This is a genomic window from Streptomyces tirandamycinicus (assembly GCF_003097515.1).
Taxonomy (GTDB): domain Bacteria; phylum Actinomycetota; class Actinomycetes; order Streptomycetales; family Streptomycetaceae; genus Streptomyces; species Streptomyces tirandamycinicus.
In genome coordinates, this window is sequence record NZ_CP029188.1 from 1,420,210 (window position 1) to 1,444,758 (window position 24,549).

General features: G+C 72.1%; 14 protein-coding genes, 3 tRNA genes and 3 pseudogenes. 10 read left to right on the forward strand and 10 right to left on the reverse strand.

The genetic code is table 11. The features are described from left to right. Positions 1 to 227: 227 nt before the first annotated feature. From DDW44_RS06280 to DDW44_RS06290, 3 genes are all read right to left on the reverse strand, one after another. Complete coding sequence (locus DDW44_RS06280) at positions 228 to 2,144, reverse strand: AMP-dependent synthetase/ligase (RefSeq protein ID WP_108905808.1); 1,917 nt, start codon at positions 2,142 to 2,144, stop codon at positions 228 to 230. A 496-nt stretch (positions 2,145 to 2,640) separates the two neighbouring features. Then, positions 2,641 to 4,026: an FAD-binding oxidoreductase gene (locus tag DDW44_RS06285; RefSeq protein ID WP_108905809.1), complete on the reverse strand. Its 1,386-nt coding sequence runs from the start codon at positions 4,024 to 4,026 to the stop codon at positions 2,641 to 2,643. 142 nt (positions 4,027 to 4,168) lie between these two features. Further along, positions 4,169 to 5,866: a LuxR family transcriptional regulator gene (locus DDW44_RS06290; RefSeq protein WP_108905810.1), complete on the reverse strand. Its 1,698-nt coding sequence runs from the start codon at positions 5,864 to 5,866 to the stop codon at positions 4,169 to 4,171. A 200-nt stretch (positions 5,867 to 6,066) separates the two neighbouring features. On the opposite strand from DDW44_RS06290, the pseudogene DDW44_RS33480 reads away from it, so the two are divergent. Continuing rightward, positions 6,067 to 6,209 (forward strand): annotated as a pseudogene (locus tag DDW44_RS33480) (IS630 family transposase); the annotation flags it as partial. Between the two features lie 244 nt (positions 6,210 to 6,453). Here the strand turns inward: DDW44_RS33480 and DDW44_RS06300 are convergent. Further along, complete coding sequence (locus tag DDW44_RS06300) at positions 6,454 to 7,599, reverse strand: FHA domain-containing protein (RefSeq protein WP_108905811.1); 1,146 nt, start codon at positions 7,597 to 7,599, stop codon at positions 6,454 to 6,456. Positions 7,600 to 7,723: 124 nt separating this feature from the next. Here DDW44_RS06300 and DDW44_RS06305 point away from each other — a divergent pair, with 124 nt between their 5' ends. Together DDW44_RS06305 and DDW44_RS06310 are read left to right on the forward strand one after the other, a co-directional pair. Next, positions 7,724 to 9,397: a serine/threonine-protein kinase gene (locus tag DDW44_RS06305; RefSeq protein WP_279634799.1), complete on the forward strand. Its 1,674-nt coding sequence runs from the start codon at positions 7,724 to 7,726 to the stop codon at positions 9,395 to 9,397. A gap of 327 nt (positions 9,398 to 9,724) precedes the next feature. Next, on the forward strand, positions 9,725 to 10,438 hold the full coding sequence (locus tag DDW44_RS06310; protein ID WP_108905812.1) for a hypothetical protein: 714 nt from the start codon (positions 9,725 to 9,727) through the stop codon (positions 10,436 to 10,438). Between the two features lie 245 nt (positions 10,439 to 10,683). Here DDW44_RS06310 and DDW44_RS06315 read toward each other — a convergent pair whose 3' ends face one another. Continuing rightward, a complete protein-coding gene (locus DDW44_RS06315; RefSeq protein WP_208647941.1) occupies positions 10,684 to 13,527 on the reverse strand; it encodes a helix-turn-helix transcriptional regulator in 2,844 nt (947 codons plus the stop codon). Positions 13,528 to 13,833: 306 nt separating this feature from the next. Between DDW44_RS06315 and DDW44_RS06320 the strand changes: the two genes are divergently transcribed. Further along, complete coding sequence (locus tag DDW44_RS06320; protein ID WP_167455475.1) at positions 13,834 to 14,862, forward strand: WD40 repeat domain-containing protein; 1,029 nt, start codon at positions 13,834 to 13,836, stop codon at positions 14,860 to 14,862. A 720-nt stretch (positions 14,863 to 15,582) separates the two neighbouring features. Continuing rightward, the gene (locus tag DDW44_RS06325; RefSeq protein WP_108905814.1) at positions 15,583 to 16,074 is read left to right on the forward strand and encodes a hypothetical protein; all 492 of its coding nucleotides are present in this window, start codon (positions 15,583 to 15,585) and stop codon (positions 16,072 to 16,074) included. Positions 16,075 to 16,532: 458 nt separating this feature from the next. Here the strand turns inward: DDW44_RS06325 and DDW44_RS06330 are convergent. The 3 genes from DDW44_RS06330 to DDW44_RS06340 all read right to left on the reverse strand — a co-directional run bounded on the left by DDW44_RS06330 (position 16,533) and on the right by DDW44_RS06340 (position 16,936). Beyond that, positions 16,533 to 16,609: transfer RNA gene (locus tag DDW44_RS06330), tRNA-Ile, on the reverse strand. A 176-nt stretch (positions 16,610 to 16,785) separates the two neighbouring features. Further along, positions 16,786 to 16,858: transfer RNA gene (locus DDW44_RS06335), tRNA-Asn, on the reverse strand. Between the two features lie 5 nt (positions 16,859 to 16,863). Next, positions 16,864 to 16,936 (reverse strand) — tRNA-Asn (locus tag DDW44_RS06340). A gap of 251 nt (positions 16,937 to 17,187) precedes the next feature. Here DDW44_RS06340 and DDW44_RS06345 point away from each other — a divergent pair. From DDW44_RS06345 to DDW44_RS33145, 5 genes and pseudogenes are all read left to right on the forward strand, one after another. Then, the gene (locus tag DDW44_RS06345) at positions 17,188 to 17,487 is read left to right on the forward strand and encodes a hypothetical protein (protein WP_017945027.1); all 300 of its coding nucleotides are present in this window, start codon (positions 17,188 to 17,190) and stop codon (positions 17,485 to 17,487) included. A 303-nt stretch (positions 17,488 to 17,790) separates the two neighbouring features. Further along, a complete protein-coding gene (locus DDW44_RS06350) occupies positions 17,791 to 19,230 on the forward strand; it encodes an FGGY family carbohydrate kinase (RefSeq protein ID WP_108905815.1) in 1,440 nt (479 codons plus the stop codon). 307 nt (positions 19,231 to 19,537) lie between these two features. Then, positions 19,538 to 21,271, forward strand: coding sequence for an ABC transporter ATP-binding protein (locus DDW44_RS06355; RefSeq protein ID WP_108905816.1), 1,734 nt, complete (start codon positions 19,538 to 19,540; stop codon positions 21,269 to 21,271). Beyond that, positions 21,271 to 23,196: an ABC transporter ATP-binding protein gene (locus DDW44_RS06360; protein ID WP_108905817.1), complete on the forward strand. Its 1,926-nt coding sequence runs from the start codon at positions 21,271 to 21,273 to the stop codon at positions 23,194 to 23,196. The genes DDW44_RS06355 and DDW44_RS06360 overlap by 1 nt, the downstream gene beginning before the upstream one ends. An 88-nt stretch (positions 23,197 to 23,284) precedes the next feature. Next, a pseudogene (locus DDW44_RS33145) lies at positions 23,285 to 23,596 on the forward strand (serine/threonine protein kinase); the annotation flags it as partial. Positions 23,597 to 23,713: 117 nt separating this feature from the next. Here DDW44_RS33145 and DDW44_RS06370 read toward each other — a convergent pair. Together DDW44_RS06370 and DDW44_RS06375 are read right to left on the reverse strand one after the other, a co-directional pair. Then, positions 23,714 to 24,186: pseudogene (locus DDW44_RS06370) on the reverse strand (GNAT family N-acetyltransferase). Between the two features lie 71 nt (positions 24,187 to 24,257). Continuing rightward, on the reverse strand, positions 24,258 to 24,506 hold the full coding sequence (locus DDW44_RS06375; RefSeq protein WP_017945950.1) for a hypothetical protein: 249 nt from the start codon (positions 24,504 to 24,506) through the stop codon (positions 24,258 to 24,260). Positions 24,507 to 24,549 lie beyond the last annotated feature (43 nt).

A 24,549-nucleotide genomic window follows, 5' to 3' on the forward strand; every position in this document is an offset into this window, starting at 1 on the left:
AGCCACCGGCCACCCACCGGCCGCGTCCGCAGCCGCACCCGGCACCCGGCACCCGGCACCCGATCACCGGGACACGAAGCACGGCACCCCGGCACCCGGGACGCGGCACCCCGGCCGGACGGCCCGCTCCGCCGCCCCGCCGGGCGCCCCGGCTGCCGGGTGCCAGGCGGCCGGGCGGCGCCGCGGAGACGGGGCGCCGCGGAGACGGGGCGCCGCGGAGACGGGGGTCAGGCTTCTCGGGACCCCTCGTACATCGCCTCGATGACCTCGGCGTACTCGCGCTCCACTACCGGCCGCTTGACCTTGAGGCTCGGGGTGAGTTCGCCGTGTTCGACGTCGAGGTCGCGCGGCAGCACCGAGAACTTCTTGATCGTCTGCCACCGCTGCAGGTCGCCGTTGACCCGCTGGACGAAGCCGTCGATCAGCTCGTGGACCTGCGGCGAGGAGACGACCTCGGCGTAGCCGAGTCCGCCGAGACCGTGCGACGCCGCCCAGGGCATGATCTGGGTCTCGTCCAGGGTGATCAGGGCGGAGCAGAAGTTGCGGCCGTCGCCGATGACCAGGATGTTGCCGACGAACGGGCAGATCGCCTTGAAGCGGCCCTCGATCTCGGTGGGTGCCACGTACTTGCCGCCCGAGGTCTTGAACACGTCCTTCTTGCGGTCGGTGATGCGGACGAAGCCGGCCTCGTCCACCTCGCCGATGTCGCCGGTGTGCAGCCAGCCGTCGCTCTCCAGCACCTCCGCGGTCTTCTCGGGGAGGTTGTGGTAGCCGCGCATGATGCCGGGGCCCCGCAGCAGGATCTCGCCGTCCTGGGCGACGCGGACCTCGGTACCGGGCAGCGGTGTGCCGACCGTGCCGATCCGGTTGTCGTCGGCGGGGTTGACGACGCAGCCCGCGCTGGTCTCGGTGAGACCGTAGCCCTCGAGGATCCGCACGCCGGCTCCGGCGAAGAAGTAGCCGATGTCTGGGGCGAGTGCGGCACTTCCCGAAACACAGGCGCGCAGATTGCCTCCGAAGGCCGCGCGGATCTTGCCGTACACCAGCCGGTCGGCGATGGCGTGCCGCACGGCGAGCGACGCGGGCACCCGGCGCCTTCCGGTCGCCGCCATGCTCTCCTGCCCCGCCCTGGCGTAATCGCGGGCGACCTTCGCGGCCCACAGGAAGATCCGGTACTTGGCGCCGCCCTCGGCTCTCGCCCTCCCCGCGATGCCGTTGTAGACCTTCTCGAAGATCCGCGGGGCGGACGCCATCAGGGTCGGTCGCACGGCGGGCAGGTTGGTGACGATGCGGTCGATCCGGCCGTCCACCGCCAGCACATGGCCGGTCTGTATCTGACCGGAGATCAGAGCCTTGCCGAAGACGTGCGACAGCGGCAGCCACAGGTACTGCACGTCGTCGGAGCGCAGCAGCCCGCGGGCCTCCTGTGCCACGGCCTGGTACGACCAGCAGTCGTGCACCAGGCGCACGCCCTTCGGCCGGCCGGTCGTGCCGGAGGTGTAGATCAGGGTGGCGAGTTGCTCCGGCTCGATCGCCCGGACGGTCTTCTCGACAGCGTCCGGGTGCTCCTCCAGGTACGCCGTGCCCCGCTTCTCCAACTCGGCGAGGGACAGCACCTCCAGACCTTCCAGCCCCTCCATCTTCTCCAGTTGGGGGACGGCCTCCTCCGCGTCGAAGAGGACGGCGTGGCCCAGCCCGGGGAGTCGATCGAGGTGCCCGGCCACCTTGGCCAACTGGGCGGCGTTCTCCACGAAGACGGCCCGGCTGCCGGAGTCGGAGAGGATGTACACCGTCTCGTCCGCGTTGGTGCTCGGGTAGACGGCGGTGGCCGCCGCGCCCGCGCACATGACGCCCAGGTCGGCCAGGATCCACTCCACCCGGGTCGAGGAGGAGATCGCCACCCGCTCCTCGGGCTGCAGCCCGAGGGCGATCAGGCCGGCCGCGATCGCCCTGACGCGCTCTCCGGTCTGCGCCCAGGTCAGCGAGCGCCATTGCTCGGCGCCGGAATCGCCGCCGCCTGCGCGGTCGTCGATCGGGGCGGGATAGCGGTAGGCCTCCTGGCCGGGTGTCGCCTCGACTCTGGAGAGGAACAGGTGCGCCACGGAGACCGGGCGGCTTTCGAGAAGGGAATGGACGGAACTCACATCGACCTCCGGGCCCGGGGGCACGCTCAATGTCTTGTTAACCGGCAGGTAACTCGCAAGCAGGTGGTCGAGACTAGAGCCAAGCGCGCCCGGCACGTAAGGGGGGAAAATGCCTCCCAAACCCACCCGATCGGTCTTTCACCGCACCAAAGGAGACGCCCCGCCAGGCGCCGGACCTCGGGCGACGGCACAGGCCCCGCCGGCCTGCTCGCCGCCGGGCATCTTCGCCATGCTCGTACGCCCGGACGCCCGGACGCCCGGACGCCCGGCGGCGCCGGCCCCCGCGGACACGGGAGCCGGCGTCGCGGTCGCCGCCGTGGATGGCCGCGATCCGGTCCAGCCACACGGCGGTGGGTTAGCTCTTGACCTTCTCCATCCGGGCTTTGAGCGTCGCGTCGGCGGTCCGCGCGGTGGACCCGTCGACGCGGCGGGCGTAGTCGACCCCCTGCGGATCCGTTCGGCACCGCTTCGGAGGCCGTCCTCTCCGATCGGCACCTCAGGGCGCGATGTTGTGGTTCAGCCGGAACAGGTTGCCGGGATCGTAGTGGCGCTTGAGGGCTACCAGACGGTCGTAGTTCTGCCGGTAGTTGGCCCGCACCCGGTGCTGGTCGTCGGCGTCCATGAAGTTCACGTACCCGCCGCCCGCCGAGTAGGGCTCGAGCGCCGCGGCGAAGGCGCGCACCCAGCCGATCCGCTCCTCGAGCCTCGCGCGCGTCGGCAGCGTGGGGCTCAGGGCGGTGGAGAAGTCGGCGTCGCGGTAGGCGAACGCGGTTTCCTCGGGGCCCACCCGGTGGCAGGCCCCGTCGATGGGAAACACGACCGTCGCGCTCTCGATACTGGGCGTGTCGGCGCCGTACTCGACGTAGGCGTCGATGGCCCCATCAGGCAGCCCGGTACTGAAGCAGCCCTTCCAGTAGTGGAACAGTCCTGCGGGCAGCAGGTCGTCGAACAGCGTGTTGATCACCGGGTACGGCATGCGCGCGACGTGCTGTCCGAGAATCGGGCCCAGCCGGCCGAGCCTGGCCACGACCCGGTCGTCCTCGTCCTCGGGGCCGCTGAAGCACGTGAGCACCCCGCACAGCGGTCGGCCGTGCCAGCGTTCCGGCAGGAAGGGGAGCGGCGGGCCGAGGCCGATGACCAGGACGGCGTTGAACTCCTCCGGGGTGTCGGCGATCAGCTGGCGGTAGGCGCGCAGCACGTCTCCGTCGAGCGGATAGAACGTCGGTCCGCCGAGGATGTGGGCCACCGGGTGCAGCCGGTACTCGAAGGAAGAGACGACGCCGAAGTTGCCGCCCCCGCCGCGCAGCGCCCACAGCAGGTCGGCGTGGTGATCCTCGCCGCACATCACCAGGGAGCCGTCGGCTGTGACTAGATCGGCCGAGACCAGGTTGTCGCAGGCCAGGCCGCACCGCCGGGCCAGATGGCCCATGCCGCCTCCGGTGGTCAGCCCGCCGATGCCCGTGCTGGAGACGATGCCGCCGGTGGTGGCCAGGCCGAACGGGTGCGTGGCGTGGTTGACGTCGGCCCAGGTGCAGCCGCCCTCGGCCCGGGCGGTACGCCGCTCGGGATCGACCCGGACGCCCCGCATGACGCCGAGGTCGAGGACGACGCCGTCGTCACAGGTACCGTACCCGGGGACGCTGTGGCTGCCGCCGCGGACCGCGAGTGCCAGCCCCAGGTCCCGGGCGAAGTGCAGGGTGGCCTTGATGTCGCCCGCGTCAGCCGCCCGGACGATGATCGCGGGCCGCTTCTCGTGCACCGCGTTGTAGACCCTGCGCGCCTCGTCATACCCCCGGTCCCCGGGTTGGACGATCTCGCCTCGGACGGCATCGCGCAGCCGTCGCGTGAGCCGGTCGTCGAGGACGGTGCTGTCGGTGGTCATGGCTGCCACCTGCTCTCGAGCGGTCGGGGATGGCTACATCACCGTTGTACGCCCGGGCCGATCCCCCGGTCATCGCGCGAACCGCCCATCCCGCGGCAGCGGGTATGGCAAGAACGGCCCATGCGGACCGGCCCCGGAGGAGCTACGCGAGCCCGTGGGTGTACGCGTACGCCGTGGCAGCGGCCCGGGAGGAGACGTCGAGCTTGGCGTAGATGTTGTTCAGGTGCCGGGCGACGGTGTGTTCGCTGATCACCAACTCGGCGGCCACGGCACGGTTGGTCCGGCCGGCGGCGACGAGACGCAGCACCTCGGCCTCACGCGCGGTCAGCCGTCCCGGGAGCCGGCCGCGCGCGGCGCTGAGCAGGGCCTCCCCCCGCCGTGCGTCAGGCTCGGCGCCCAGGCGCTCGAAGGCCGCGTGCGCGGCCCGCAGCTCCAGTCGCGCGCCCTCGCTGTCGCCTGCCGCACGGTCGGCGGCGGCCAGGATCATCCGGACCTGCGCTGCCTCGTACGGCACGGCGAGACCCTGCCACAGCGACAGCGCCCGCCGCAGCAGGTGCCGCGCACGACCAGCGTCCTGCTCGGCCAGGGCCACCGCGCCGCCGGCCTGGGCGGCGGTCGCGTGCAGCACGGTCGTCCCGGACCCGCACCGGCGCTCCCACTCACGGGCGGCCGACTCCAACGTCCTCGCCGCCGTTCGCGCCTCGGCCTGCCGCCCCGTCGCGAGCGAGATCTCCACCTGGGCCGCGAGCAGCCGGGTGCGGCCGAGGTGGCCGGGACCGCTGGTGTCCTCCACGGCGAGTGCGGGCCGCAGGGCCGCTGCCGCGGAGGCCGCCCTGCCCTGGGCGAGCCGTAGCAGGGCCAGTCCGGGCTGTGGATCGTGGCCCAGCTCGTGGGCGTGCTCGTACGACGCCTCAGCCGCGGCCAGATCGCCGCTCCGCCGCTGGATGTCGCCCACCAGGCAGACCACCTCGCCGGCCACCCGCGTCTCCCATGGCAGCAGCTCCTCGCAGGCGACGGCCGCCTCGCCGACCGCCGTCGGCCATTCACCGCGCAGTTCCAGCACCTGCACGCGGTGGACGCGGCACAGGCCGCGAAAGTTGTTCTCGTTCGGCATGGACGCGCACCAGGCCATCGCGGCATCCGTCCACTCGCCGGCCCGCCGCAGATCGGCACAGCTCATGCACTGCTGAAGGCCCAGGCAGTAGATCCATCCGGTGAAGAACGGGCCGAGCTCACCCGCGGCGGCGGAGCACATCGCGTCGTCTAGCAGGGTCAGCCCGTCGGCGACCCGCCCCTGAGCCAGCAGCACGCCCGCCCTGACCTGGATGCTCATGGCCACCAGATCACTGCTGCCGCAGCGCTCCGCGATCTCGCCCATCCGAACCGCATGCCACATGGCCTCGTCGAACGCACCGCGCCGCTGTGCCTCCTCCGCCTCGACCCAGACCAGATAGCACTGCTCAACACACTCGGGCCCATCGCTCAGATGCCGACGTGCCCGGCGCAGCCAGCCCGCTCCCGCCGCGACGTGTCCCGCGAGCTGATGCTCGTAGAAGAGCATCCAGGCGCAGTACCCGGCCCGTCGTTCGTCTCCCCGAGCGGCATAGCCCGAGTACGCCGCGGTCCGCGCCTTGATCGACTCCGGGATCCGGCTGGTCCACCAGGAGGCATCGGCGAGCGCGGCCAGGTCGTCGGGCGTCAGCCGGTGACGGTCGAGTCCGTCCAGAGTGGCGTACGCATCGGCCCAGGCACGACGGGCCACCGCGTCTCTCGCCTGCTCGATCGCGGCAGGCGGATCCCGCGGCTTGACCTGATCACTGCCGGTGGTCGGTCGGGACACAGCGCTACCCTTCTCGCCCGGGGCGAGCCGCACACCTCGCCTTCAGGGTAGCAACGGGAAGCGCTGGTCCGGCCTCTGTCTCACGGGGTGGAGGTGCATGGCATTGGTGAGGCTGCCGGCCTCAACGCGCACCACCGGGTAAGGGCGGATCCCCGGCCCCGCACCCGCACCACCGCGATCCGGCCTCTGTGGCCCCACCTCGCGACCTGCTCATCCGGGCCCGTAGCAGCTCGGCGTACCGATCGTGCTCGTCTGGTACGACGTACGCATCCACCTGACGGCCCCACTGAAGGAGTTCATCGCCGCGAACGCCGACTGGCTCACCGCCTTCCAGCTGCCCTCCTGCGACGTGCGACGCGGCAGCCGCGCTCCTGCCGGTCCTGGAGCTTGGCGACGGCCACGCGTAGACCCGGGCCAACCATCTCCTGCCCGGTCACGGTCACCGGCGACGGCGTGTGGGATGGCAAGCCGGTCAGCTGGTCGGCCACTCACGGCAACGCGTGCGAGATGAGCGCCGGCATGGCCAGGAACTCGGGCTTCACGTTCTGACGGCTCGGCCGGTTGGTTGATCAGTCGGTCGGTCCGGATCAGTGGAGCCGGGTCACCGCCACGGCAGCCGTCGGGAGTGGCGTCCGGACGGCCTCCGCGCGCCATGCGTCCGCGAGTTCGGCGGGGAAGCGCCGGCCGCTGCGGGTGAGCACGACGCCCGAGGCGAGTTCGAGCTCGTCGCCCGGACGGAAGGGCCGGTTGGTCTCCGGGGGCAGCTGCTCCCACGCCCCCAGCTCACCCCGCTTGCCCGCGCTGCGCATCCGCGTGCCGTAGGTGCTGGTGTCCCGGACCACAACCGATCCACCCTTGACCTGGACCACCACATGCCGACGGCTGACCCGCGCCGCGGTCTCCGCGGTCAGCAGGCCGTGCAGCGCGATGCCGCCCTCGCCGGGATTGCGCCCGATGCCGGTCTGTGAACCCTCGTCCAGTGTGTAACGGGCCGCGCAGGTACCGTCGATGACGGCCTTCAGCTGTGCCGCGCCGGGCCTCGGGCCGTCGTCCAGCAGGGGCGTGCCGTGCAGCTCGCAGGTGGGCACGCCACGTCGCATCCGGGGCAGGAGGACCCGCCCGCCACTGCGGACGCTGTAGAGCGAGCAGCGGGCTTCCGGGCAACGCCAGGCCCGGGTGACCACGTCGGTCAGCGGCTTCCGGGCAGAGGTCAACAGGCCCTGCTTCTTGAGGGCCGAGAGCTCCATCTTGCGGGAGATCTCCGCCTGGGTACGGACTCCCATGTCGAGCGGAACCAGCCGGACCGACCCCTTGCGGCCGGGCTCAGGCTTGAGGAACTGCCAGGTGTTGCCCTGGATCCAGGGGTGATCGGGGCGATGGTCGACGTAGTAGTCGCCGGTGATGACCTGGATGCCGGTCATGCCGGCGATCTCGAGCACCCGGTCGTCGGCGTCGGCGACCTCCTCGACCAGCCCGGCCGTGACCCAGCGGCGCAGCAGGCGGGCCTCTGCCGGGTCGGTGAAGTGCTTCTGCCCGCCCAGCAGGCTGCTGTCGGCGATCAGGTAGACGGAGACGCTGGGGTCTCCGGTGAGGCGGACCAGGCCCTGGAGCACCAGGCGGAGACGGTGCAGCGAGCGGTCACCGGGGCCGCCGATCGATGTCTGGCGCGCGATGTTGGAGAGGTCGACGAGGTAATCGGCCCGGTCCGCCGAAGCCGCCAGATTGCGCTCCACTAACCCTCCGTAGTCAGGGTGCCCATGTGACTGAGTCGCCGTCAAGTCAGCGTGACAATACGCCTGTAGCGGTTTCCCAGGGAATCCATCCGACCTTCACGTGATCACTACTAACATTCACCCGATGGCGCGACTGGGGGAGAGTGATCTCATCAACACCACCGACGACATGGCCTACTTGCAGCCGATGCGCTCCGACGATCCGCGCGAGGTCGCCGGATACCGGTTGCTCGCCAGGATCGGCGAGGGCGGCATGGGGACGGTCTACCTCTCGCGCACGCGGGGCAATCAGCCCGTCGCCCTGAAGGTGATCCGCCGGGAGTACGCACAGGACGACGAGTTCCGCCGCCGCTTCGCCCAGGAGGCCCGGGCCGCACGGCAGGTGCAGGGGTACCACCTGGTGCCGGTGGTGGACCACGACACGACCGGTGTCGAGCCGTGGCTCGCCACCACCTTCATGCCGGCCGTACCGCTCGATGTCGCGCTCGCGACGTACGGGCCACTGCCGTTGCCGACGGCCCTTCAGCTCATGGGGTGCGCCGCGGAGGCGCTGCGCGCGGTGCACGCGGCCGGAGTGATCCATCGCGACCTGAAGCCGAGCAACATCCTGCTCGGGCCGCAGGGGCCGTCGGTGATCGACTTCGGGATCGCGCGGGCGGCGGACGCCACTCAGCTCACCCGCAGTGGCGGGCTGATCGGAACCCCGCAGTTCATGTCGCCCGAGCACGCCAACGGGCAGCCCCTCGGCCCGTCCACCGACATCTTCTCGCTGGGCTTGGTCGCGGCGGTCGCGGCGACCGGCCGCCACCCGTACGGCGACGGAGGGGCCATCACACTGGCAACGAAGATCGCCAACACCGAGCTTCGCCCGCCGAGCCTGTCCGGCTACCCGGAACCGCTGCAGGGCATTCTGGAGCAGTGCCTCTCCGCCGACCCCGCCGCCCGTCCCACCCCGGGCGAGCTGACCGAGATGTGCGAGCGGGTCGGGGGCCGGAGGTCGCAGGACTTCACCGGCTGGCTGCCGGAGCCGATCGCGGCCGAGATCGCCCGCCGTGAGCAGGCCGCCGAGCACCCACCGGCACCCGCATACGCGTCTACGGCCACGGGGCTCGGAGCCCCGACGGCACCACCGACCCGGCCACCGCGACACACGACCGCCCCTCCCCCGGCCCCGGCTCCCGCCCCGGTGCGGCGGCGGACCGGACTGACCGCTGTCGCCGTCCTCATGGCCGTGGCCGTGACGGCGGGGGTCACCTGGTCACTCACCCGCCCCGACGGGAAGGGCACCGACGGGGCCAAGGGAGGAGCCACGGCGAGCAGCCCGGCACCGGGCACGTCGAAGTCCGCCGGCGGAAAAACGGGCGGCAAGGCCACGTACACGGCGGTCTTCGAGAAGAAGCCGTTCACGCTCCGGGCACCGCAAGACTTCGCCTACACCCACGTCGACCTGGACGCCCCGAAGGCCGACCCGAAGACCGACTGGCAGGGTTCCTCCGAGATCGCACCGGGAAGCGAGCTGAAGTACTCGCACTGGAGCGGCGTCTCCGAGCTGAAGTTCGTGACCACGACGGGCAAGAGCACCGGCGCCACCCCGGAGGACTGCAAGTCCGCGACCGAGACCAACGCCCTTGCGACCGAGATCCAGGGCGAGGCGCTCACGACGGAGCTCACCAAGGGCACCGTCCTGTGCACCGTCACCTCGGACGGCAAGCTGGCCATGCTGAAGATCACCGATGTGGTGCCCCACGAGGTCAGGCCCGACTACGTCGCCGAGCTGACGCTCTGGACGATCTCCTAGTACGCCACCCCGACGTCGCTCGGCGCATCAAGGTCCAACTGGCCGCTCCCGGCGACTTCCTGGACACGGGTGCGGTGTGCGGGAGGGGGCCTGTGGCGGATGCCGGCGGGTGGCCGCGGTGCGACAGGGGTCGGCCCATCAGGCCGCCCAGGATGTCCTGCGCCGCTACCGGCTCGGTGACGGAGCCGGGACGGTCCCCTCTGCGGATCTTGCGTATCGAAGGTACGTGATCTTACGGATGTCCCACGAGCCGGTTCCTGACAGCGTTGGCGTCAGCGGCCTCGGACGTATCAGACGTGGCCACCGGTCTGGAAAGAGGATCACTTCATGTCAACGCGCGATCGCCTTCTTGCTGGTTTCGGGGCAGCCGCCCTCGCGCTGGCCCTCGGCGCATGCGGTTCGGGGGCGGACACGGAGGACAGCGCCAAGGGCTCGTCGGCCGCGGCGGGAGCCACGGGCGACTCCGCGTCACAGGACTCAGAGAACTGTCCCGACAAGCACTCGGCAACGGTCGAGGACACCGAGTTCGGCGGTACGGCGGAGATCGAACTCTGTGCGCTTCCCGAGATCCACAAGACGGCTGTGGAGGCCGACTGGACACCCGTCCACGAAGGACCGACCGAGGCCACCCCGATCATGAACATCATGCCGGTCGTCTGCGACGGCGATGACGACGCCAGTTGCAAGGAGATCAAGGTCGGCGCGAACGACACCTGCGGAGGCACGCCACTCAAGCCGAACTGCCACCCGCTGCGCGGCGACAAGGTGTCCGTGGTGTGCTCCGGCAAGGACAGGGCGGGAAATCCGATCCGCTGGTACGGCGTGCTACTCGACAGCAAGAGGGTGGTGGCCGAGGGAACGAGCCATGGCACCGGCCTCGCCGGTGACTTCACCGACAAGGGTGACAAGCCCATCGGCTACATCGCCGAGAAGGATCTGGCCAAGGTCTCGGCCGACCTGCCCGCCTGCGACGGCACCGTGCTGCACGGCAACGGAGCGCGTGCGCGAGCCCTGATGGAGGGCCTGCCCCTCGAAGACTGACCGCCCGGCAGTCTCGCAACTCCGCCCTGACACGGATACGTCCGTGCCCCGTCCGCCGCACACCGCCGGGGGTTCACATGCGCACGCGTACAGTCGCCGTCTCCGTTTCCTGCGCCCTGACCGCAGCCACGTTCGCGGCTCCGCCCGCCCACGCCGCGGCCACCGCCGGTGACCTCACGGTCGACAGCGTCGCCGTCAACGGCGGCAAGCCCGTGGTGGTCGGCACCGGGGTCGTGAAGGTCGGCTCACCCGCTGAACGGGCGCCCGGGCGCCCGTCCCGCCATCAGACCGACCAGCGCGGCCCGCGACGAGACCCCCGTCTTGCGGTAGATCCGGGAGATGTGGGTCTCGACCGTGCGGCGGCTCAGGCAGAGCCGGTCGGCTATCGCCGGGCTGGTGAGGCCCTCGGCGACGAGGTCGGCGATCTCCCGTTCGCGGGCGGTGAGTTCGGCGAGCCGCCGCTCGGGGGCGTCGGTGGCTTCGGCCACCGCGGGGCGGACCAGCTCGGCCAGGCCGGTCAGCATCCGGCAGTCCCCGGCTGCGGCGATCCGCTGGGCCCGGCGCCAGGCGTCCTGCCCGCGCCGCGGACCGTCCGGGTCCGCCGCCGGCAGGGGGGCGCCGAGGAGCAGGGAGTACGCCTCCCAGAACGCGGCCCCGCAGCGGGCGCTCTCCTCGGCCGCCTGGGCGAACAGGTCCGCCGCCGCTCGGCTGTCACCGAGGCTGAGGTGCACGTGCGCCATACTGCGCATGGCGGAGGCGCGTTGCACGGGCAGGTCGAGCCGCTCGGCCTCGTCCCGGGCCCGCCGGGCCCACTCCCCGACCGCCTCCGTGTCGCCGTCGGCGACGGCAGCGGTCACCAGGATCTCCAGGAACAGCGGGCGCATGGAGGGCTGCAGCCTCCGCAGGCCGGGACCGCCGGCCCGCAGGACCGCGTCCCGTGCCCGGGCCGGGTCGCCGGCGATGAGCGCCGCATGGCCGAGCATGCACCAGGCTATGGAGGCCCACCAGTTGACGCCCACGCCCGCCGCGGCCACCGCTTCCTCGGCCGTGGCGAGGGGCAGCGGATCACCGGGCGGGCAAGCGTCTATGAGGGCATTGGCCTTGGTGGCGAGGACGAAGGCGAGCAGTTCGTCGCTGCCTATGCCCCGGGCGACGTCCTCGGCCTCGTCCGCCAGTTCCACCGCGGAGGCGAGCCGGCAGGTCTGGATCCGTACGTGCGCCTTGCACAGCAGCAAGTGGGGCAGGAGATAGAGCTGGCCGGTACGGCGTGCGATGGCCAGACCGCGGTCGGCGTGCCGCTCGGCGTCGGCGAAGCGGTCCAGGAACGCCTCGGCCCAGCCAAGCCGGGCCAGCGGTTCGCACAGGCTGTTGAGGTCGCCGTCCGGCAGCGAGTCCACCAATGCCGCCGCCTGCCGGGCGAGGCTGTCGGCCGCGGCCGTCTCCCCCTCGTACGCCTCCCCCAGCGCGGCGACGGCCAGCGCGCCCGCCACGCCCGTCTCGTCCCCGAGGGAGCGGGCCACCTCCAGGGTGCGCGCAACCTCGGAGCGCACGGTCGAGTACGACGTGTCGTGCGGGGCGGAGGACCCCAGTTCGATGCCCAGGGCGACATGGTCGGCCGGCGAGGGGGGCGGATCGCTGTGCAGTTCGCGGCGGAGCAGGGCCACCGCCTCCGAATAGCGCCCCAGGTGACGCTCCATGACCGCGCACAGCACGACGGCGGACGCCCGCGACCCCGTCCCGTCGCCCGGGTCGGGCATGGCGATCACCTGGTGCAACAGGTCGCGACTTCGATCGAGCTTCCCGCAGGCGCCCAGCGCCCGGGCTAGCCGCAACATCAACTTGCGGCGCCGGGCGGCGTGTTCCGGTGTGTGCGGAAGACGCCGGAGCACTACCTCCAGCCAGTGCGCGCAGCTCGCGGGCGCCGTGTGGGCGGCCTGCTCGGCCGCCTCGGTCAGCACGGCCGCCGTCTGCGGGTCCCAGCCGGACAGCGACCGCTCGGCGTGGTGCGCCCGCTCGGCCAGCGGGGCGCCGACCCGGGCGAGTTCGGCGGCGGCAAGCCGGTGGGTCTCCGTGCGCAGCCAGGGGTCGGTGCCGTCGTGGACGAGGCTGCGCAGCACGGGGTGCCGCAGCGCGATCCGCCCGTGCTGGCCGGTGCGCAGCAGGTCGCGGCGGGTCAGCTCCGCCAGGTCGGCGGCCAGGTCGGCCTGCTCGCGGCCGGTCACCGGACCGAGCAGGGCGGGCGTGGCGTGGTCGCCCAGCACGGCCGCCACGTCGACGAGCCGACGCTGCGCGGGCGTCAGCGGCGTCAGCTCGTCGAGCAGCACCGCGCCGAGCCCGGTCGTGGACAGCCGGCTGACCGACGCACCCTCGCGGTGCGCCTGGAGCAGGGCCAGGAGATACAGCGGGTTGCCCTGGCTGGCCGCGAAGAGCCGTACGACCGCGTCGCGGGCCAGGCCGGGGGTGACCAACTCGACGCACTCCCGCTCGCCGAGCGGCCCGAGGACCATCCGCCGTACCGCACCGGTGCCGGCGCCGCGGGTGAGGGTCGCGGCGAGCGGGGCGGGGCTCTGCCGGTCGCGGCGAGCGACGACCAGCAGGACGCGGGCGCGCACCGGATGCCGTACGAGATGGTCGAGGAGTTCCAGGGACGCGGCGTCCGCCCAGTGCATGTCGTCAACCACCACGACCAGCGGGGACGCGGCGGCGTGGGTCAGCAGGGCGGCGGTGGCCCGGTGCAGGCCGAAGCGGTCCGCGCGGCGCGGGGTGCCGCTGATCACCGGTGCGACCTCGGCGGCGGCCGGAAAGGACTCCACCACCTCGGGGTCGAGGTCGGCGAAGGCGTCGGTGAACGGCTGGAACGGGATGTGGCGTTCGTACTCCGTCGCCCGGCCGCGCAGCACCGCCGCCCCGCTCCGCGCCGCACGCAGGCACAGCTCGTGGACCAGCCGGCTCTTGCCGATGCCCGCCTCGCCGCTGACGTCCAGCACCGCCGTGCGGCCGCCCGTGTCCCCCACCAGGTCCGCCAACAGCCGGTCGAGCCGCCCGAGTTCCGCCTCTCTGCCGATCAGCGGTATCTGTTCCGTCTTCATGCCCTCATGCCCCCCGCAACAGGTGGTGCCCCCGCACATCCTGTAGTACGCCACCGACAACCTGCGAAGTTCGGGTCCACGATCTCACGCCCCGCCGCTGACGAGCCGCCGTACCCGCGGGGATGGCCCCGGTTGCCGCGGGCAGGACAACGCTCGTCCGGCGGGAGTGACGAGTGCGGAGATTACGTAGCCGATCTACGTAACACCACGGTCCTCATGGTCCGTTGCGCCCGAGAGGATCAAGTCCCAGGCGAATACGGCCGTTGCGGTGCCCGGAAGGCGCCGGGCACTCCAATTGGAGGGCAGATGCTGATCGTCGGTGTGATGGCGGGGATCGTCCTGCCGATCGTCGTGTGGGTGGTCCGGCGACGGACGGGGGGCAGGTTCCGGTACCGGCCGATGTTCGAGGCGGCCTGCGAGGTCACGGTCGGCGGCCGGAGACTCGTGGCGTACTCCGGGCACCGCAAGGAGATCCGGCTCGGCGATCCGGCCGCCCGCGAGGACGTGGCCGTCCTTGTGAACTCGCGCACCTGGGTCCGTGCCCTGTGCGAGGTCCGCGTGGACGGTACGCCCCTGCTGGCGTCCGGTGGCCGGGACGGGGTCGTGCGACTCTGGAACCTGGAGGACCGCGGCGAGCTGGTGGCCTCCTTCACCGGTCACCGCGGCTGGGTGTTCGCGCTGTGCACCGTGCGGGTCTCCGGACGTGAACTGCTGGCCTCGGCAGGCCGTGACCACACCGTACGCCTGTGGGACCCGAGTGACGGCCGGCTGGTGCGCGCGATCGACACCGGTCGCGGCAGGGGGTGGATCTTCGCCCTGTGCCAGGTACGGACGGGCGGCCGGACGCTCATCGCGGCCGGACACGGCAACGGCACGGTGCTCGTGTGGAACCCCGAGTCCACGCAGGCGGACCTGGAGTTGACCGCGCACAAGGGGGTCGTGTGGACCCTGTGCGAGGTCTCCGACAGCGACCACACACTGCTCGCCACCGCCGGCCGGGACGGGGTGGTGCGGCTGTGGGATCTGGAGGCGCCCCAGGAGGCACGGGCGCTCACGGCCGGCGCCGGGCCCGTGTACGCCCTGTGCCAGGCGGACGCCGGGGACCGCACGGTCCTCGTCGCCGGCGGGGACGGCCCGGGCACCGCGGTCTGGGACCCCTTCACGGGCGAGCGCGTCGGCGACCTGGGCATGGACCTCGCCGGCCTGATCAGCGGCCACGGCTGGGTGCGCGCCGTGTGCCAGGTCCGGCCACCCGAGGGCCCGCCGCTGCTCGTCACCGTGGGGTACGACGACGGGGCGCGGGTGTGGGACGTGGCCAAGGAGACCGGTACGTGAGCGCCTCGGCCCTTGGGCCGGCTTCGGCGGGCCCCCGCTCGCGTGAACCCTCCCGGAACAAGCGGGAGGCGGACACAAATACGCCACAGAGCGGGGAACCCCGACAAGTACACCAATCTGCCGTCCTGTTGACGGCCGCCCGGGGAGACGAACGCCGCCCATGAGCCAACGTACCCTGTTCGACTTGGCGTTGGCGGTCGCGGCGGGAGTGTACGTCGTCCTGGCCGTACGGTGGCGGGTCCGTGCCCGTGCGGACCGGGCCGCCGCCGCGCATCTGGACGCGATGGAGATCGACCCGTACCACGCGCTCGCCACGGCCTGGTCCCCGAGCCGCACCGACCGGGCCGCAGCGGCCGAGCTGCTGCTGGCGGGCCTGATACAGGTGGACGAGGAGGGACACCTGTCGGTCACCGACGAGGGTGCCGATCCTGCCAGGGCACCGGAGCATCCGGTCCCGGCCAACCTGCTGACCAGCTTGCGCCGCAAGGGGTCTCCGGTGGGCCTGTACCAGTTGTACTGGAACACCGAGCAAAGCGGCGGTTCCGGCACTGGCAGCGGCCGAAGGCGCTGGCGGGGCCGAAGGCGGAGCAGTACCTCGACTTCCTGGTCCGAACGCTGGGTGCCGGCACCCGGACACCTTGCGGGCTCGGGAGCAGCCGGCGTTCTGGCTGTCCAGGGAAGGCGACCCGGCCGGCGGCGCTGCGGCTCACCGAGGTGGGAGTGGCCGACCGTACGACGGAGTTCGGGCCGGACCACCCCGACACCCTGTCCGCACGCGGTTCTGTGGTCCGGCATCGCCGGGCCGCCGGGGACCTGCCCGGGGCGATCGCCGACGCGCAAGTCCTCGTCGAGGACATGACCCGGGCGCTCGGACCCGACCATCGCGACACCCACGAGCAGCGGCGGTTTCTCACCTGCTTCCTGAGCGCGAACGGCGAGACGGCCGAGGCGGTCCGGCGGCTGACCGCCCTGTTCGCTGACGTGGAGGCCCTGGGTCCGACGCGGCAGAGCGACCTGCTGATCGTGCGGACCTCCCTGGCCAGAGAGTTGGAGCGCAACGGCGACCTCACGGGCGCCCTGGCCCCCGTGGAGAGGGAGATCGCCGCCGAACGGTCGACCATCTACGGCATCGACGAGAACCTCGGTCAGCACCCACTCCACCGCCTGGAGGGCTGGCGCGACCAGCTCGCCGCCGGGGTGCGCCGGAAGTGACAGCAGCCATGATTACATCAGCGGCATACACCGGCAGCGTCATATTCGCACGACTGTTAAGCGCTACGCAGTCCGCAAGCGGGGTGCCGGCGACGGCCACGCGACGCCGCGGCGGCCCGACATGATCGCCGGCCGAGCGTCGGCCGCAGATGGATGGCGAAGTGCGCGTCGACCCCGGGCGAGTGCCCACGAGAGCGAGAAGCTGTCCGCTCCGGCGGCAAGCCGCTCCCCGGCCGACTCCGCCGGCTGCACGCCCGACGATCGCATCACGGTGGCGCCGGCCCGGCAGCGACCCCTGAGAGTTTGGCCAGCCAAACCGGCATTTCGGATGCGGCGCGGGTCCCTTGAACGGGACCCTGGATCTTGGCCTGAGGGAGTGAACGGGGGTCGCCACCCACGAGTGGTGCCCCCCGTTCTCGCGTTTTCGCAGGTAGAAACGATCCTGCACACCACTGTTGTGGTGGGGCGGGTGGGACTCGAACCCACGGCCGACGGATTATGAGTCCGCTGCTCTAACCGGCTGAGCTACCGCCCCCAACGGCGCGTCGCGCACACATGTGCGCGCCGTCTGCCGCAGCATAGCCGCTCATACGATCTCCTGCTTCGGATGGTCGGCAACGCCACGATCATGGAGACGGTGATGCCTGCCCGCGCGGTTCCCCGGGCGGCGACATGAAAAAGGACCCCCGAGGGGTCCCTCTTCCGCTTCCGCTCCCCCGGCTGGACTCGAACCAGCAACCCTCCGGTTAACAGCCGAATGCTCTGCCAATTGAGCTACAGGGGATCGCGCTCCCCCGACTGGACTCGAACCAGTAACCTGCCGGTTAACAGCCGGCTGCTCTGCCAATTGAGCTACAGGGGATTGCCGCGTGTGCACCGAACGTACCCACCCCGGGCGTTCCCGGGCGGCGCTCGCTCGCTGCGACACATACATTAGCGCAAGCAGGGGGGTGCTCCGCCAATCGGTTCCCCCCGGTGACCACGCGGTGAGCTCCGGGCGGCGCCCGGGGTGATCGCAGGGTGATCTCGGGGCCGTGCGGGTAGGCGAGCACCACAGCCTCACGGTCCGTATCGAATCGGCGTCGGTGTCGGCGCCTGCGAAGGGTGGCAGCCATGCGCTACCGGCTCACGTTCATGGCCGGACTCGGTGTGGGATACGTGCTCGGCGCCCGGGCCGGGCATGAGCGCTACGAGCAGATGAAGAAGGCGGCACGGGAGTTCGCGCAGAACCCCGCCGTGCGGAACGCGGCGGAGTCCGCCGCGCTGTCCGGCCGCGAGATGGCGGGCAAGGCGCTGCACGTGGTGAGTGACAAGGTCGGCGACCGGATGCCCGACGCGGTGGCCGAGCGGGTGCGGTCGCTCCGGGAACGGCGTCAGGGCGGCGAGGACGACTGGGGCACGAGCAATACCTAGTCGTCCGCGCCGAGCTCCGGTTCCGTGCAGGCCCGAGCCCCGCGCCCACCGGCGCGGGGCTCACCTCGTGAGGCGGGCGTACCGGGAGGTACCAGGCTCCCCCGGTCCTGCGCGCGGGCCGTCTCCCGATCCGGCGGCTGACCCGGCCGCCGGTGCCGGCGGGCCGGACGGCGCCGGGCACGACGCGCCGGCTCCCCGGTCCCCGGCCGCGCGCGGCGCCCGCGGGCGCGGCCCGTCCGGCCCCCGCTCCGTTCGACGGCCCTCGGCGGTGGGAGTGCCGTGCGTGCGGCAGAATCTCAGGGCATGGGGATAGTTGCCGGGCTGGACAGTTCGTCCGCATTCACTCGCATCGTCGTCTGCGACGCGGACACGGGCGCCGTACTGCGCCAGGGGTACGCGCCGCATCCCGTCGAGGCCAAGGCCACGGACGTCGATCCGCAGGCGTGGCTGCTGTCGCTGGGCGAGGCCGCCGCCGGGGGGCTGCTCGAAGGTGTGCAGGCCATCGGAGTGTCCGCGCAGCAGCACGGACTGGTTCCGCTGGACTCGTCCGGCGCGCCGGTGCGGCCCGCGATGGTCGGCAACGACAAGCGGGCGCAGGCCGCGGCCGCCGATCTGGTCGAGGCGTTCGGCGGGCGGCAGGCGTGGGCCGAGGCCGTCGGCTCCGTGCCCCAGGCCGGGCTGCCCGTGTCGAAGCTGCGCTGGCTGGCGCGGACCGAACCGGAGGCGGCCCGGCGCACCTCGCTGGTGCTCCAGCCGCACGACTGGCTGGTGTGGCAGCTCCTGGGCCGGCCGGCGCGGCGGACGACCGACCGGGGTGCCGCGTCCGCGACCGGGTACTGGTCCGCGGGCACCGGCTCGTACCGCCCCGATCTCGTCGAGCTCGCGCTCGGCCACCAGGCGGCGCTGCCCGAGGTGCTGGGGCCGGCCGACGCCGCCGGGACGACGCCGGAAGGCCTGCTGATCTCGGCCGGCACCGGCGAGACCATGGCGGCCGCGTTCGGGCTGGGCCTCGGCACGGGCGACGCGGTGGTGTCCCTCGGAGCCACCGGTTCCGTCATGGCGATCCACCACGAGGCGCTCGCGGACCCCTCCGGAATGATCACGTCGTTCGCCGACGCCACCGGGATGCATCTGCCGGTCGTACACACGCTGAATGCGGTACGGGCGCTGCGCGGCACCGCCGAGATGCTCGGCGTGGAGGATCTCTCCGAGCTGTCCGCGCTGGCCATGAAGTCCACCCCGGGAGCCTCCGGCCTGGTCCTGCTCCCCTATCTGGAGGGCGAGCGCACCCCGCATCTGCCGCACACCGCGGGCACCCTGACCGGGCTGCGGCGCGAGTCGATGAAGCCCGAGCATCTGGCGCGTGCCGCGTTCGAGGGCATGCTGTGCTCGCTCGCGGACGCGCTGGACGTCCTCCGCGGCCGGGGTGTGGCGGTGCGCCGGGTGTTCCTGCTGGGGCAGGCCGCGGAGCTGCCGGCGGTCCAGGCGGGCGCCCCCGCGATCTTCGCCGCGCAGGTCGTGGTGCCGCAGCCGGCCGACTACGCGGCGCTGGGCGCGGCCCGGCAGGCGGCGTGGGCGCTCGGCGCGGCGCAGGGGACGCTGGCCCCGCACGCCCCGCCGTCCTGGCGGGGCGCGGCGGCGCAGGTCTTCGAGGCGGGTGAGGAGCTCGCCGTCGGCCAGGCCGTGCGCCAGCAGTACGCGGCGACGCGCGAGCAGATCCACCCGGGGGCGTTCAACCCCTGACCGGTGCTGCCGCTGCGGCCGGTTGACGGCCCGACCGCGGCCGGTCCTCGCGTCCGCGCCGGGGGATCCGGTCCCCTCCGCGTACCGCCACCCGCTCCCAGCGGCCCGTCCGCCCCGACCGGGGCGTGCGCGACCTGCGCTCCCGCCCGGTCCGGGTGCCCGGACGCGGGGTGCGGACGCCGGGTGCCCGGACGCCGTCCACGCGGGCGTTCTTGACCGGGGCTTGGCCAAAACCCTTGGGCGCCCGGCGGCCCGGTACCGGAGTATGGGGGCGAATCCGCGAAGGCCCCCGAACCGAGAGACAGCCGTGCTCATACGACTCCTCCGGACGTTCCTGCGTCCCCACCGGCAAGCGATCACCCTGCTGGTGACGCTGCAGCTGCTGCAGACCAGTGCCACCCTCTACCTGCCCACGCTGAACGCGGACATCATCGACAACGGTGTCGTACGGGGGGACACCGGCTACATCCTGACGTTCGGCCTGCTGATGACCGGCATCAGCCTCGTGCAGGTCGTGTGCAGCATCGGGGCCGTGTACTACGGCGCGCGGACCGCCGCCGCGCTCGGACGGGACGTGCGGGCCGCGGTGTTCGACCGGGTCCAGTCGTTCTCGGCGCGCGAGGTGGGGCACTTCGGCGCAGCGTCCCTGATCACCCGGACGACCAACGACGTCCAGCAGGTGCAGATGCTGGTGCTGATGGCGTTCACGCTGATGGTCTCCGCGCCGATCATGTGCGTCGGCGGCATCGTGCTGGCCCTGTCCCTGGACGTTCCGCTGTCGGCGGTGCTGCTCGCGGTCGTGCCGGTCCTGGGCGTCTCGGTGTCGCTGATCGTCAGGAGGATGCGGCCGCTGTTCCGGACCGTGCAGGAGCGGCTCGACACGGTCAACCGGGTCCTGCGGGAGCAGATCACCGGCAACCGCGTGATCAGGGCCTTCGTGAAGGACGCCTACGAGGCGGGGCGGTTCCGCCGGTCGAACGCCGAACTGACGGAGGTGTCGATGGCGACGGGCCGGCTGATGGCGCTGATGTTCCCCATCGTGATGACCGTCGTGAACGTGTCGAGCGTCGCCGTCGTCTGGTTCGGCGCCCATCGCATCGACAGCGGCGGAATGCAGATCGGCGCCCTCACCGCCTTCCTCGCCTATCTGATGCAGATCGTGATGGCCGTGATGATGGCCACCTTCATGTTCATGATGGTGCCGCGCGCCGAGGTCTGCGCCGAGCGCATCGCGGAGGTCCTGGCGACCGAGTCGAGTGTGGTGCCGCCGCTCGCCCCCGTCCGCGAGACGGCGCGGCACGGCCGTCTGGAGGTCCGCGGCGCCGACTTCCGCTACCCGGGCGCGGAGCAGCCCGTGCTGCACGGGGTGGATCTGGTGGCCCGGCCCGGGGAGACGACCGCGATCATCGGCTCGACGGGCAGCGGCAAGTCGACCCTGCTGGGGCTGGTTCCGCGGCTGTTCGACGTCACCGGCGGCGAGGTCCTCGTGGGCGGTGTCGACGTACGGGAGCTGGATCCGGCGCTGATGGCACGGATCGTGGGGCTGGTGCCGCAGAAGCCGTACCTCTTCTCGGGAACGGTCGCGACGAACCTGCGCTACGGGAATCCGGAGGCGACCGACGAGGAGCTGTGGCGGGCGCTGGAGGTCGCGCAGGCCGCGGACTTCGTGCGGGAGCTGGACGGCGGGCTCGACGCGCCCGTCGCCCAGGGCGGCACGAACGTGTCGGGCGGCCAGCGGCAGCGGCTCGCGATCGCGCGCACGCTGGTGCAGCGGCCGGAGATCTATCTGTTCGACGACTCCTTCTCCGCGCTGGACTACGCGACCGACGCGGCGCTGCGCGGCGCTCTGGCGCTGGAGACGGCCGAGTCGACGGTCGTGATCGTCGCGCAGCGGGTGGCGACCATCCGCGACGCCGACCGGATCGTGGTCCTCGACGAGGGGCGGGTCGTCGCCACGGGCCGCCATCACGAGCTGATGGACGGCAGCGAGACGTACCGGGAGATCGTCCTCTCCCAGCTGACAGAGGCGGAGGCTGCCTGATGGCCGGTCCTGGTGGACGCATGATGATGGGCCAGTCCGGCGAGCGGAGCATGGACTTCAGGGGCTCGGGGCGGCGGCTGCTGCGGCAGCTGCTGCCGGAGAAGGGGGCCCTGTGGCTGATGGTCACGGCGGGGGTGCTGGGCGTGGGGCTGTCGGTGGCCGGCCCGTGGATCCTGGGCAAGGCCACCGATCTGGTGTTCGCGGGCGTCGTGGGGCGGGAGATGCCGGCCGGGCTGTCCCGGGACCAGGCCGTCGAGGCGCTGCGTGAGCGCGGTGACGGAGGCCTGGCGGACATGCTGTCCGCGGTGGACTTCACCCCCGGCCGGGGCATCGACTTCACGGCCGTCGGCGGGGTGCTGCTCGTGGCGCTCGCGGTGTTCGCGGCCGCGGGCCTGCTGATGCTGGTGTCGACGCGGGCGTCGACCCGGGTCATCAACCGGACCGTGTACCGGATGCGCGAGGACGTGCAGGCGAAGCTGGCGCGGCTGCCGCTGTCGTACTTCGACAAGGCCAGGCGCGGTGAGGTGCTGAGCCGGGCGACGAACGACATCGACAACATCTCGCAGACCATGCAGCAGTCGATGGGCCAGCTCATCAACTCCCTGCTGACGATCGTCGGTGTGCTGGCGATGATGTTCTGGATCTCGCCGCTGCTGGCCCTGGTCGCGCTGGTGACCGTGCCGCTCTCGGTGGCGGTGGCCGCGAGGGTCGGCAAGCGTTCCCAGCCGCAGTTCGTCCGGCAGTGGCAGTCCACGGGCCGGCTCAACGCGCATGTCGAGGAGATGTACACCGGCCACACGCTGGTGAAGGTCTTCGGGCGGCAGGGGCAGTCGGCGCAGGAGTTCGCCGAGCAGAACGAGGCGCTGTACGAGGCGGGATTCCGGGCGCAGTTCGGCAGCGGCGTCATGCAGCCGCTGATGTACTTCGTGTCCAACCTCAACTATGTGCTGGTGGCCGTCGTCGGCGGACTGCGGGTCGCGTCCGGCACGCTGTCGATCGGCGACGTGCAGGCGTTCATCCAGTACTCACGGCAGTTCTCGATGCCGCTGACGCAGGTGGCGTCGATGGCGAACCTGGTGCAGTCCGGGGTGGCGTCCGCCGAGCGGATCTTCGACCTGCTGGACGCCGAGGAGCAGGCCGCCGACCCGGTCCGCGGGGCCCGCCCCGGGGAACCGCGGGGCGCGGTCGCGCTGGAGAAGGTGTCCTTCCGGTACGACCCGCTGAAGCCGCTGATCGAGGATCTGTCGCTGACGGTCGAGCCGGGCCAGAAGGTCGCGATCGTCGGCCCGACCGGGGCGGGCAAGACGACACTGGTCAATCTGCTGATGCGCTTCTACGAGGTGACCGGCGGCCGGATCACCCTGGACGGGGTCGACGCGGCCGCGATGTCCCGGGACGACCTGCGCGCCGGGATCGGGATGGTGCTGCAGGACACCTGGCTGTTCGGCGGCACGATAGCGGAGAACATCGCCTACGGCGCCTCCCGCGAGGTCACCCGGGAGGAGATCGAGGAGGCGGCGCGGGCGGCCCACGCCGACCGCTTCGTGCGGACCCTTCCCGACGGCTACGACACGGTCGTCGACGACGAGGGGTCCGGTGTCAGCGCCGGTGAGAAGCAGCTGGTCACCATTGCCCGGGCGTTCCTGTCCGACCCGGCGATCCTGGTGCTGGACGAGGCCACCAGCTCGGTCGACACCCGCACCGAGGTGCTGATCCAGAAGGCGATGGCCCGGCTCGCGCAGGGCCGCACGTCGTTCGTGATCGCGCACCGGCTCTCCACCGTCAGGGACGCGGACGTGATCCTGGTGATGGAGAACGGCTCGATCGTCGAGCAGGGCACGCACGAGGAACTGCTGCCGGCGGGGGGTGCGTACGCGCGGCTGTACGCGGCGCAGTTCGCGCAGGCGGTCGCCGAGGTCGACTGAGCCGGCGCCGGGCGGCGAGCGGCCGGGGCCCCGGGGGTGAGGTTCGGCCCCGGGCCCCGGGGGGCTCGGCCACGGGGGCGGGAGCGGGGAGCAGTCCTTCCGCGAGCGTTTCCGCCGCGAGGCCCAGGCCGTCGCCAAGCTGTCCCACTTGAACATCGTGTCCGTCTTCGACACGGGTGAGGACGCCGTGACGTTCGGCGGCTCCGCGGAGGACGGCACCCTGATGCCGTACATCGTCATGGAGTACGTGGAGGGTAGGCCGCTCGGCTCCGTTCTCCAGGAGGACATACGCCAGTTCGGCGCGATGCCGGCCGACAAGGCGCTCCAGGTGACCGCCGACGTGCTGGCGGCTCTGGAGGCCAGGGGACAACCGGGCCCGCGGGGCCGGGGCGTCGGGCCGCATGGCCGCGCCGCCGCCGACCGCGCCGCCGGGCCGACGGCCGGGCCGCACCGCCAGCCGGCGCCTGGGACCCTGGGACCAGCCGGGGCCGTGGACCCCCGGGAGCGGCACGCGCCCTCAGGGGGCGTCAGCCGGATCCAGTACGCCGACGGTCTGGCCTCCGCTGGTCTCGCCGGTGGTCCGGAAGCCGAGCTTCGAGTAGAACGCCCCGGGCCCGGCCTCCCCGGGCTCCCAGGTCGTGAAGAGGCGATCACCGCCGCGCCGCCTGATCTCGTCGCCGACCGCGCGCACGGCGAAGCGCCCGTAGCCGCGACTCTGCTCGTCCGCGGCGATGTTCAGCCGCCACAGACCGCTGCGCAGGTCCTCGGGGTCTCGGCCGGGTTCCACGGTATGGCGACGAACGCCATGAGGAAGCCCACCGGCCGGTCCCCGTCGAGAATCAGCCGCGGCCATGCCGTGTCGCCCCAGGCATATGCCTCGGCAAGCGAGACCGCGACCGGCGCGACGTTCCTCTCCTGCTCCGGGCGCACCCGGATCCGCAGCGCGGCCTTCACGTTGTCCGGTGTGATCTTCTCCAGGCGCACGGTCATCCGCGCACGCTAGCAGCGAACCGCCCCGGCAAGAGGGGCGGTTCGGGTGCCGCTCACGCCGCCTGCCGCGCTCACCTCGCGGCGACGAGGATCACCACGACGTCGTTGAAGTTCCTGTTGAAGTCGTCGTAGTAGTACCGGTCGTAGTAGTAGTGGTCGTAGTACCGATCGTGGTGCCGGTAGTCGCGGTAGTCGTTGTAGTGACCGCAGCCCCCGCCCCTCCAGTCGGAACAACCACGATCAGCCGTGACCTGGTTCGCGGCGTACGCCCCGGTCGCCGGCATCACACCGAGTGCGAGCCCCGCGACCCCTGCCGACAAAGCGGCTACGATCCTACGGCGCATTCCCATGCACCTCCGACCA

What these genes read in the sequence shown, in the direction of transcription:
- DDW44_RS06285 (WP_108905809.1), bottom strand. Translation starts at nt 4,026, where the DNA reads ATGACCACCGACAGCACCGTCCTCGACGACCGGCTCACGCGACGGCTG.
- DDW44_RS06305 (WP_279634799.1), top strand. Translation starts at nt 7,724, where the DNA reads ATGGCGCGACTGGGGGAGAGTGATCTCATCAACACCACCGACGACATG.
- DDW44_RS06310 (WP_108905812.1), top strand. Translation starts at nt 9,725, where the DNA reads ATGTCAACGCGCGATCGCCTTCTTGCTGGTTTCGGGGCAGCCGCCCTC.
- DDW44_RS06315 (WP_208647941.1), bottom strand. Translation starts at nt 13,527, where the DNA reads ATGAAGACGGAACAGATACCGCTGATCGGCAGAGAGGCGGAACTCGGG.
- DDW44_RS06320 (WP_167455475.1), top strand. Translation starts at nt 13,834, where the DNA reads ATGCTGATCGTCGGTGTGATGGCGGGGATCGTCCTGCCGATCGTCGTG.
- DDW44_RS06345 (WP_017945027.1), top strand. Translation starts at nt 17,188, where the DNA reads ATGCGCTACCGGCTCACGTTCATGGCCGGACTCGGTGTGGGATACGTG.
- DDW44_RS06350 (WP_108905815.1), top strand. Translation starts at nt 17,791, where the DNA reads ATGGGGATAGTTGCCGGGCTGGACAGTTCGTCCGCATTCACTCGCATC.
- DDW44_RS06360 (WP_108905817.1), top strand. Translation starts at nt 21,271, where the DNA reads ATGGCCGGTCCTGGTGGACGCATGATGATGGGCCAGTCCGGCGAGCGG.